This window comes from Capnocytophaga leadbetteri, from assembly GCF_003054025.1.
GTDB lineage: Bacteria > Bacteroidota > Bacteroidia > Flavobacteriales > Flavobacteriaceae > Capnocytophaga > Capnocytophaga leadbetteri.
In genome coordinates this window covers 632169-642142 of record NZ_QBKG01000001.1, presented here as the reverse complement: position 1 = coordinate 642142, position 9974 = coordinate 632169, and the positions used below count along the sequence as shown (strand labels likewise).

The 9974-nt window shown below is 40.2% G+C and carries 11 protein-coding genes; 2 read left to right on the top strand and 9 right to left on the bottom strand.

The annotated features are described in order from the left end of the window. The 6 genes from C8P65_RS02880 to C8P65_RS02855 all read right to left on the bottom strand — a co-directional run. Nucleotides 1–300 (bottom strand): PorP/SprF family type IX secretion system membrane protein (locus tag C8P65_RS02880; protein ID WP_146162910.1); only part of this gene is annotated, 300 nt, incomplete at its 3' end. A 404-nt stretch (nt 301–704) separates the two neighbouring features. Then, nucleotides 705–1979 (bottom strand): serine hydroxymethyltransferase, encoded by a 1275-nt coding sequence (gene glyA / locus C8P65_RS02875; protein ID WP_107781125.1) that lies wholly within the window; start codon nt 1977–1979, stop codon nt 705–707. Between the two features lie 29 nt (nt 1980–2008). Beyond that, nucleotides 2009–2512: a GNAT family N-acetyltransferase gene (locus C8P65_RS02870; protein WP_107781174.1), complete on the bottom strand. Its 504-nt coding sequence runs from the start codon at nt 2510–2512 to the stop codon at nt 2009–2011. 14 nt (nt 2513–2526) lie between these two features. Continuing rightward, the gene (gene dapF, locus C8P65_RS02865) at nt 2527–3321 is read right to left on the bottom strand and encodes a diaminopimelate epimerase (protein WP_107781123.1); all 795 of its coding nucleotides are present in this window, start codon (nt 3319–3321) and stop codon (nt 2527–2529) included. Between the two features lie 9 nt (nt 3322–3330). Beyond that, entirely contained in the window at nt 3331–4176 is an 846-nt protein-coding gene (locus C8P65_RS02860) for a phosphatidate cytidylyltransferase (RefSeq protein ID WP_095913191.1), read from the bottom strand. A gap of 6 nt (nt 4177–4182) precedes the next feature. Further along, on the bottom strand, nt 4183–4776 hold the full coding sequence (locus C8P65_RS02855; protein WP_095913192.1) for an LUD domain-containing protein: 594 nt from the start codon (nt 4774–4776) through the stop codon (nt 4183–4185). Between the two features lie 165 nt (nt 4777–4941). On the opposite strand from C8P65_RS02855, the gene C8P65_RS02850 reads away from it, so the two are divergent. Both C8P65_RS02850 and C8P65_RS02845 read left to right on the top strand, forming a co-directional pair. Continuing rightward, nucleotides 4942–5706, top strand: coding sequence for a Rossmann-like and DUF2520 domain-containing protein (locus C8P65_RS02850; protein WP_107781121.1), 765 nt, complete (start codon nt 4942–4944; stop codon nt 5704–5706). Then, nucleotides 5696–6214 (top strand): KdsC family phosphatase, encoded by a 519-nt coding sequence (locus C8P65_RS02845; protein ID WP_095913194.1) that lies wholly within the window; start codon nt 5696–5698, stop codon nt 6212–6214. Before C8P65_RS02850 ends, C8P65_RS02845 begins: the two co-directional genes overlap by 11 nt. Before the next feature lie 84 nt (nt 6215–6298). On the opposite strand, the gene C8P65_RS02840 is transcribed toward C8P65_RS02845, so the two are convergent. Genes C8P65_RS02840 through C8P65_RS02830 form a run of 3 tightly spaced genes read right to left on the bottom strand, consistent with a single transcriptional unit; the run spans nt 6299 to nt 9914 of the window. Beyond that, nucleotides 6299–7477, bottom strand: coding sequence for a porin (locus C8P65_RS02840; RefSeq protein WP_107781119.1), 1179 nt, complete (start codon nt 7475–7477; stop codon nt 6299–6301). Nucleotides 7478–7490: 13 nt separating this feature from the next. Continuing rightward, nucleotides 7491–8543: an L-asparaginase 2 gene (gene ansB / locus C8P65_RS02835; RefSeq protein ID WP_107781117.1), complete on the bottom strand. Its 1053-nt coding sequence runs from the start codon at nt 8541–8543 to the stop codon at nt 7491–7493. Between the two features lie 45 nt (nt 8544–8588). Beyond that, nucleotides 8589–9914, bottom strand: a complete 1326-nt coding sequence (locus C8P65_RS02830) for an anaerobic C4-dicarboxylate transporter family protein (protein WP_107781115.1) — start codon at nt 9912–9914, stop codon at nt 8589–8591. Between the last annotated feature and the right edge of the window lie 60 nt (nt 9915–9974).

The following is a 9974-nucleotide window of genomic DNA, read 5'->3' as shown; positions in this document are numbered from 1 at the left end:
TAAAGCTGTTTGGTTTTGAGGCCCTATACTCTCGCGAAAAATACTCCCCCCTAAACCTACATTACGAAGGCTTTCCATTGGTTGGTGATAGCTAAGGCTTCCGTTAGTCGGGGCACCTTTGATACCTACCCATTGGGTACGAAATAAACCAAAGAAACTTCCTACTTCGCGCGAACCTGCGTAAGCTGGATTGAACTGCATAGTATTATACATATACTGTGTATACTGCGATTCTTGCTGCGCTAAAACTACTGTACAAAATAAAGTAGCAATTACTGAAAATAAACCTTTTTTAATCATAGTTTCTAATTAACATGTGCAAAACAGCACCTCTCTTCAAATTATAAAATATAGCTGACTACAACATTAAACTATGGTAAGTCAAATCACGGTGCAAAGTTAGTAATTTTTTCAATATAAAAAATAAAAATGAAAAAAATTACCAATAAAAAGGACCCTACATTCTATTACTTACCCTAAATATGAATAAGTGAGTAGACATCACTCTATTACTTCAGGGCGCAAAAATACTAACTTCTCTCTTTTTATCCAACAAAAGTGTAAAATATTAACAGAAGTTTAACAACTCACTTTTAAAATTACTCACTTACTACAAACTATTTTTATCTTTTCCATTCAAAAAATTGCCAGAGTTTATAACATAATATGCTATAAACTCTGGCAAAATTTTATTTGCTAATTGGCTAATAGGCAAACAAAGGCCTATCTTCCATAAATAGGTTTACTTCTTCAGCTATTTCTTCAAGCACCTCATCATTGGTGTGGTTAGCAATAGCACGGTCTATAAAGTCAGCGATACGCTCCATATCGTCTTCTTTTAGTCCGCGAGTAGTGATAGCAGCTACCCCTACACGTATACCGCTGGTTACAAAAGGAGAGCGTGTATCAAAAGGAACCATATTTTTATTTACAGTTATATCAGCCTTGCCTAAAGCTATTTCTGCTTCTTTACCGCTAATGTCTTTATTGCGTAGGTCGATAAGCATCAAGTGGTTGTCAGTTCCTTTAGAGATGATATCATAGCCTTTGCCTAAAAGGATAGAAGCTAAACGGCGGGCATTCTTCTGTATTTGTATAGCGTAATGCAAAAAGTCGTCAGAAAGCGCCTCGCCAAAAGCTACTGCTTTAGCTGCAACAATGTGCTCTAATGGACCTCCTTGGTTGCCAGGGAATACCGAGCTATCTAATAACGACGACATCATTCTTACTTCGCCCTTAGGGGTTTTAAGCCCGAATGGGTTTTCAAAATCTTTACCCATAAGGATAAGCCCCCCGCGAGGGCCTCTAAGCGTTTTGTGGGTAGTAGTAGTAACAATATGGCAGTAAGGAATTGGGTCGCTAAGAAGTCCTTTAGCTATAAGTCCCGCAGGGTGAGCAATATCGGCAAATAGCAAAGCGCCAACCTTATCAGCTATTTCTCTAAAGCGTTTGAAGTCTATATCGCGAGAATAAGCTGAAGCGCCTGCTACTATCATTTGAGGTTTTTCGCGTTCTGCTATTTCTAAAATCTTGTCGTAGTTTAGCAAACCTGTTTCTTTTTCTACTCCGTAAAATACAGGCTCATACAATCTACCTGAAAAGTTCACTGGTGAACCGTGAGTAAGGTGCCCCCCGTGCGAAAGGTCAAATCCTAAAATCTTATCACCTGGTTTGAGGCAAGCCGCATATACTGAGGCATTAGCTTGCGAACCACTATGAGGTTGTACGTTAGCGTACTCAGCCCCAAAGAGCAATTTAGCGCGGTCAATAGCTATTTGCTCAATTTCGTCTACTACCTCGCAACCTCCGTAGTAGCGTCGGCCAGGGTAACCCTCGGCATATTTGTTAGTAAGGATAGAGCCTGCTGCTTCCATCACTTGGTCGCTTACGAAGTTTTCTGAAGCAATCAGCTCAATACCTCTTTCCTGACGCTCTCTCTCGTCCTGAATAAGTTCAAAAATGTCAATGTCTCTTTGCATAATAATATATTTACAATTTTAAAAGATTTTTAAATTACTATTCTATATACTCTCACCGCTTTATACACACCCTTATAGTATAACCAATCGGGGAGAGTCGCTACTGCCATAAAGCCTACTTTCTGAAAAAGGCCGTTACTCACTTTATTATCGGCAGGTATATAGGCTACCAATTGGTGTATATCTAAATAGCCCCTCACGTGGGCGATTAGTGCAGTGAGTGCTTTTGTAGCATAGCCTTTGTCTCTATGGTTTGGCAAAATAGCAATACCTACTAAGGCTCGTTTGTGTTGTGGACAAAAATCATATAAGTCTACACAGCCCACTGGGCTATCATCTTCTGCTGCAATAACAAACCTAAACTGTTTTGCCTCATAAATATCTTGAGTAGCATTTAGCAGGTATTGTTGCAGCAGGTGTTTAGCAAAAGGCAATTGCGTTTCGCTCACCTCCCATAATCCTCGCTCATTTTCTAGCTGATAGAGGAAATCAATATCTGTAGGTTCTAAAGCCCGAAGCATTTTTTTAATTATGTTTTTTGAATGGTCTAACAACTAACCCCTAAAACCTCACTAATCTTAAACACTTTTTCGGCAGGGCCTGAAAGATATACCTGCTGATAGAGGGCACCTTGTTTTTCAAAAGTTACCTTTAGGTCGCCACCTTTAGTGTGCAAGGTAACCGCAGGGGCAGTTATTTGTCCGGTATGATAGAGGGCAATAGCTACAGCGGTAACCCCAGTACCACAAGAATAAGTCTCATCTTCTACCCCACGCTCATAGGTACGCACCGCAAAGCTATCGGTAGTTGGCGATACAAAGTTAATATTACTTCCTCCTTTATCGGCATAAAGCTCGCCATAGCGCAAGGCAGCCCCTTCAGTTTTAACATCTACTTTATTTACATCGGCTACCCATTGCACGTGGTGGGGCGAACCGGTATCTAAAAACACATAATCAGGGTGTACGGCTACGGTCTGTACATCTTTCATCTGCAAGTGTACCTTATCTTGCGCATCGATAGTAGCGTGATGCTCTCCATCTATCGCTATAAAGCGAGTACTATCGCCTGTCATCACTCCTATTTCGCGGGCAAAGGCTACTACACAGCGTCCCCCATTGCCACACATTGTACTCTCGCGCCCATCAGCATTATAGTATACCATACGAAAGTCGTAGGCAGGGTCATTTTCTAATAAGATAAGTCCGTCAGCCCCTATGCCAAACCTGCGATGACACAAATGGGCTATAAGCTCTGTATCATCTTTAGGGAAGATACCTTCTCTATTATCTACCATTACAAAATCATTCCCCGTGCCCTGATATTTATAAAAATTCATCATTTTTTGTCTTTACATAAAAAGTTCAAATATCACTAAAGTAAGATAGGCAAAGGGCGAGGCGAACAACAGACTGTCGAGCCTATCTAACAAACCTCCGTGCCCTGGTAGGATAGTGCCACTATCTTTTACTTTTGCCGCTCGCTTAAAACTTGACTCTACTAAATCGCCTATAGTACCTGTAACTACTAATACTACTGCCAATATAATCCATTGCCACATTGGGCGTACGCTGTAAATATCAATAAGTATTGAGATTATCACCGCTCCTACTAACCCTCCTAAAAAGCCCTCTATCGTCTTTTTGGGCGAGATGCGCTCGAAGAGTTTATGCTTACCAAAAGCTTTACCTGTTAGGTAAGCAAAAGTATCGCTTGCCCAGATGATACATAGTAACCCTATCATCGTTATCTGCGATTCGTTGTTGAAAAAGTTCTGAAAGAAATAGTTCGGATTAGGATTGTCTTCGTGTCTGTAGATAAGAGGTACAAATATACAGCCACCGCCTATATATAGCAAGCTAATCAGTAGTTTGGTATTGTTATGTTGCTTCCTTAGTGGCGTTTTCTCATTAAAAAGTGAGAGTATAAGCGATATATTGGTGAGCAATGTAGCTAACAGCAACATATAGATAGAAAAATCAGAGAGCTTTAGATGTATAAAAAGCCACCAAGCAAACAAAAACAATAAAAATATATGCAATTCCTTTAGCCATATCAGTCTTTTAAACTCAAAAAGACAGATAATTCCAAAAGATAAGAATAAAAAATCGAATGCATCGGCATTGAGCATTATAGCCGATAGCAATAAAAATATGTAAATAAAACCTGTAATGGTTCGTTTAAAAAGTTCATTCATAATCATCTAATTTGTCAAATCTTCAAGCAAAATAAGATAGGTTTTCTTATTACTTGTGCCGTAAGTAGCTATTGAACTCTTTTCGGGGTCTTCAAAAAAACTTTGGAGAGTCACCAAGCCTGTGGGCTTCTGGTTAGCAGGGTAGCGCTTATTTAGTCCCCTCATCCCTTCAGATATATCCTTCACCATCTGGCTGGTCTTAGCAAAAACGATAAATGTATCGGGCAGTTCGTTCATTTTTCGGTGTTTCATCTGTAAAGAAGTAAACATAATACCGCCTAATGAGGTAATAAGATATTCACAATCCGTTAGATATACATTAGAGTCAGTAGTAGGAAAAGAGAAAAAAGAAGTATGCTCTTCAAACATCGCCTCAATAGTAGGCGAGGCATTAGAACTCATTTTTACATAGAGTCCTAATTCTTTTAGTATAGACCTAAAAGCTTCTTGCACCTCAATTTCTGAAGTACAATAAATAAATTTACCGCCATTTTCTGTAAATTTTTGCGCAAATAGCTCATCTGCAGGAAGCTGCTCTTCCTGCTTGCGTCTTAGTTTTTCCGTTGTATCTCTTTTAAATATTTTCCTAAATAAATTCATTCGTAATGATAAAGGTTAAAAAGATAAGCAAGCTGCGTCATTCATAATTCATTTGGCAAAATTACATAAAATAAATGAATAATACATCTATTTATAGAAAAACTTTTTGAAAACTCTTATTTATTTTGCTATCTTTGCCCCTGAAACTATTAAATCACTATAAAAATGGCCTTAACTATTAACATTATTGGCGCGGGCAATCTGGCTTACCACCTGACTAAAGCCCTCTATACCACACCCAATGTGCATCTGCAACAACTGTATAACCGAAGTGGTTTTACTGCTGACTTTGAGGTTTTTAAAACTGAAAAAACTACTAATCTTTCTTCTCTTCGCCCTGCCAACCTCACTATTTTAGCTGTTAAAGACGAAGCAATAGCCCCTCTTTCGGCTGCCCTACCCTATCAAGGACAATTAGTGGTGCATACTTCAGGCAATACTCCTATGGGGGTTATTGCTCCTGCCCATAGAGCTGGCGTTTTCTACCCTCTGCAGTCATTTTCTAAAACTGCCAAAGTACACTTCAGCAGCGTGCCTATCTGTATAGAAGCACAAGACCCTGCTGATATAGACAAACTATTGCACCCCTTGGCTAAACGGCTCAGCTCTAAAGTATATATACTCAACAGCGAGCAGCGCAGTTCACTACACGTGGCTGCTGTGTTCCTCAATAATTTCACCAATCATCTCATCGGCATCAGTCAGCAGATTTGCGAGCAACACCAAGTGCCTTTTGACATATTGCAACCGCTTCTCTCTGAAACTTTTGCTAAACTACAAAAGATGCCTGCCCTTGAGGCGCAAACAGGCCCTGCAAGGCGCAATGATACCCAAACTATTGAAAATCACCTTGCCATACTGCCTGAACACTACCAACATATTTACAAAGTAATCACAGAATCTATTATACATACTTATTATGGAAAATAAAAATTATAAAGAAAGATTAAAAGACATCACTACTTTTATCTTTGATGTTGATGGGGTTTTTACTAACACCCAAGTATTCGTAGATAACGATGGCGATTTGCTGCGAAGTATGAATATGAAAGACGGTTACGCCGTAAAAACAGCTGTAGCCAAAGGTTATACTATCTGTATCCTGACAGGGGGAGGCAATGTAGGTGTACAAAAACGCTTTGAAAATCTGGGGGTTACCGATATTTTTATGCTTCGCCACCAAAAGCTCAGCACTTTTTTAGAGTACCAAAAAAGCAAAGGACTAAAAACAGAGCAAATACTCTATATGGGTGATGACCTGCCAGATATTTCGCCTATGCGACACGCTGGTTTAGCTACCTGCCCTCAGGATGCCGTGCCTGAAGTGAAAGCTGTAGCCCACTATATCTCTCACCGCGAGGGAGGACAAGGGGCTGTACGCGATGTTATTGAGCAAGTACTAAAAGTGCGCGGTGATTGGCAAATACCAGAAAATTAATGATCAATAATAAAATGAGAAATAAGGTTGCTCAAGATGATTGAACAGCCTTATTTATTTGCTAATTCCCAAATTTAGTAATTGTTAAAACGCTTTTATGCGGTACATCATACCTACACTTACGCGATTAGTATTTTCTACTACACTATTTCTATCTCTACTTCTACCGATATAGGCTAAGAAAAATCGCAAGTCTTGTTCCTTGAAGGGCAAGTATTCTACCCCTGCAAAATAGCCTATGCCTTTAAACTCGTTATTAGCTAAGCTGCTATTAGCCGTTTCATAAAGACCTTGCGCAAAGATGTTCCACTCTGGTGCAGGTTGGTACTCTGCCTTTAGCACAAACGAGTTGTATTTAGCATCTTTTATTCCTAATATTTTTTTATTACTATCCTTACTATTAGGTGTATAGCATAATCTATCTAATTGGTCATTTGCCATCATATAGTCTAAAAACACCTGAAACTTAGGTAAGTTCAGTTTAGTACCAAGCATTACCAAGGCATTTGTATAGCCATCGGCTTCACTTTGCAATCCTGCTCCCCAACGAGTCTGAATAAGGCTATCAAAAAGATTACCATTCCAATTGAAGATGTAAGCTAAAGGCGCATTGCTCGCTTTAATACCTGTAGAAGTACCATAGATATTTTCAAAACTATCATTGCGAACATCAGTAATTTGTAGGTTAAACTCATGGTTAGGGTTAGGGGTATACGTAATCATTGCCCCGAGCATAAAGTTATCCATATTATTAAGAAAATCTGAATATTCATAGATATTCATCGGATTGAGGTCGAACTCATAGCCTCCCCACATTTGGCACATCTTACCCACGGTAGCCGTCCATTTTTCATTAAGGCGAAAACCAGCGTACATCATATCAGTAGCAGTAGCCAGATTGTCTAACGAAGCTGCTGCATTTGGTTTGTTCAAACGGTGACGAAAACGATAAAATATACGTTCGGTAAGGTCGCCACGTACTTCTAAACGCAACTGACGCGCCTGAAACTTGGTGGTTAAATCATTTTTCCCTACTTTTTCAGCATCTAAGCTAGTTTGAAAGTTGAAATACATATTAAATTTCTTGCACAACGGACTTTCCATCTCTTCAGGAGGGACTAGCATCTCCATAGGAGGAGGTGGTGGTGCCATACGCAGCTGGTCTATCTCCATACGCAGTTGGTTGATTTGCTCTTGCAAATCTTGTTGAGCAAAGGCAACACCTCCTACCAGAAAGCTCATTGCCAACAATATCTTTTTCATATACAATTAGGTTTTAGTATTCATCAAAATATTTTTGTATCTGTTTCCAGTCTTTGGTTTTTGTAAGTGCTAACATCAGTAGCACACGAGCCTTTTGTGGATTTAGTGTTTGTGAAGCTACAAATTGGTATTTAGCATCATCTACTTCAGCATCGAGAGTAGTAGCCCCTGTAGGCACGCGAGAAGAGCGCACAAACAAGATGCCTTGCTCTCTGGCTTTTACTGCTAAATCAAAAATAGTGTGGTAAAGGTTACCATTACCTACACCAGCGTGTACAATACCATCAAACTTAGCGTCCATAAAAGCCTTCATTGGCAGTTCAGAAACGTTAGAATAGCTGTATATGATACCTACTTTTGGCAATTCTTTTAGGTTATCTACATTAAACACCGATTGGTAAGTATGTTTGTTTTCAGGCATACGGTTGAAGAAAACTTTACCGTTATGAATATAAGCCAATTTGCCATAATTAGCTCCTTGAAAAGTTTCTACAGCGGTAGTATTAGTTTTAATCACATCTTTGGCATCAAGTACGATATCGTTCATACACACCATTACCCCACGTGCCATAGCATTTTTGTCGGCAGCTACCGCTACAGCATTGTATAGGTTCAGAGGGCCATCGGCACTCATACCGGTAGCCGGACGCATAGCTCCTACCATTACTACAGGCTTTTTGCTGTGCACAGTTAGGTTTAAGAAGTAAGCGGTTTCTTCCATAGTATCGGTTCCGTGAGTAATCACTACTCCGTCGTAGCCCTCTTTGTTTAGCAACTGGTTAATGCGTTTGGCAAGCGTAAGCCATACTTCATCATTCATATCTTGCGAGCCTATCTTCACTATTTGCTCGCCACTTATATCTGCCAAGTTTTTCACTTCGGGTACCGCTTCTAATAGTTGATAAATACCGAGCTCTCCGGCTTTGTAGTTCGTCTCTGTATTTGATTTGCTCACACCAGCGATAGTACCACCAGTAGCTAAAATACGAATCTTTGGTTTTTGACCAAAAACTGCCACAGACATCATCACCAATAATATAAGGGCAATTTTTTTCATTAATTTCATTTATAATCAGTTTTATAAGTTAAACAATATTTTCTTAATTATTAATTACATCAACATAATTATCAGATAGCCCACCGCTATAGCCACTATAGTTGCTACAAAACCAGGCAACTGAAACGAGTGGTTCAGCACGTACTTACCGATGCGAGTGGTACCGGTACGGTCGAAGTTGATAGCTGCTACCACTGTAGGATAGTTAGGAATAAAGAAGTAACCATTTACTGCTGGGAACATCGCTACCATTGCCATTGGATGAATGCCTAAAGCAATGCCTAAAGGGTAAAGAGTGCGCACGGTAGCCGCCTGACTAAACAAAAGCACTGACATCACAAAGAGGGCTACTGAGAAGAGGAATGGGTACTGGGTGACGATTTGCTCGATGTGTGTCTTAAAAAATTCGATATTACCAGCAAAGAAAGTGTCGCCCATCCACGCAATACCAAAAATGGCTATTACGGCCTGCATACCAGCGATAAACACTGACCCTTTTACTGCTTTATTAATATCGGTCTTAGCAAAAATGAGCATTAAGCCTGCAGTAGACATCATCACTATTTCTATCACTTGTGCCATTCCGAGTTTTACCAGCTGACCATTCACCGTAAAAGTAGGACGCAAACTGTCTATTGAACCAAATAGCACTATTGATAGCACCCCTATAAGGAATATAATTACAGATGTTTTTGCACGTTTAGCTGCTTGAGGAGAAAGAGCCTCTTCTGACTTACCTTCCGCGTCTAACACCCCCTCGCGCAGACGGCGTAGGTACTCAGGGTCTTTCTCAAGAGGCACCCCCATAAAACTCACTGCTATAGCCCCTACAATCACCCCTACTAAAGTAGCAGGTATACACACCATTAATATATTGCCTAAAGTTACTCCCTTATCGCCCAACAATTCTGCTGAGAGGAGAGCAGCAGTCGCTGCCGAAATAGGACTGGCTGTGATTGCCTGTTGCGAGGCTATTACCGAGATAGAAAGCGGGCGCTCAGGGCGTACTTTGCTATCAGTGGCTATTTCTGAAATAATAGGCAAAAGCGAATAGGCAATATGCCCTGTGCCCGAAAACAAAGTGAAGAAGTAGCACACTACAGGTGCAAGAAAGGTAATCATAGCTGGGTTCTTGCGCAGTATTTTCTCTGCTACTTTCACCAGATAGTCTAAGCCTCCGGCTGCCTGTAGGGTAGCTGCTGCTGTGATAACCGCTACTATGATAAGCATTACATCAATCGGCGGATTGCCTGGGGTAAGCCCAAAGCCAAACACCAAAACACCTAAGCCCATCATACCGAAGATACCGAGCCCGATACCTCCTACCCTCGCCCCTACAAATATAGCGAGGAGTACTATTAATAATTCAATATAAACCATACTGTTGATTTGTCAATTTGTCGATTTGTCAATTTGCTAATTGGCACAAAGGTATAAATC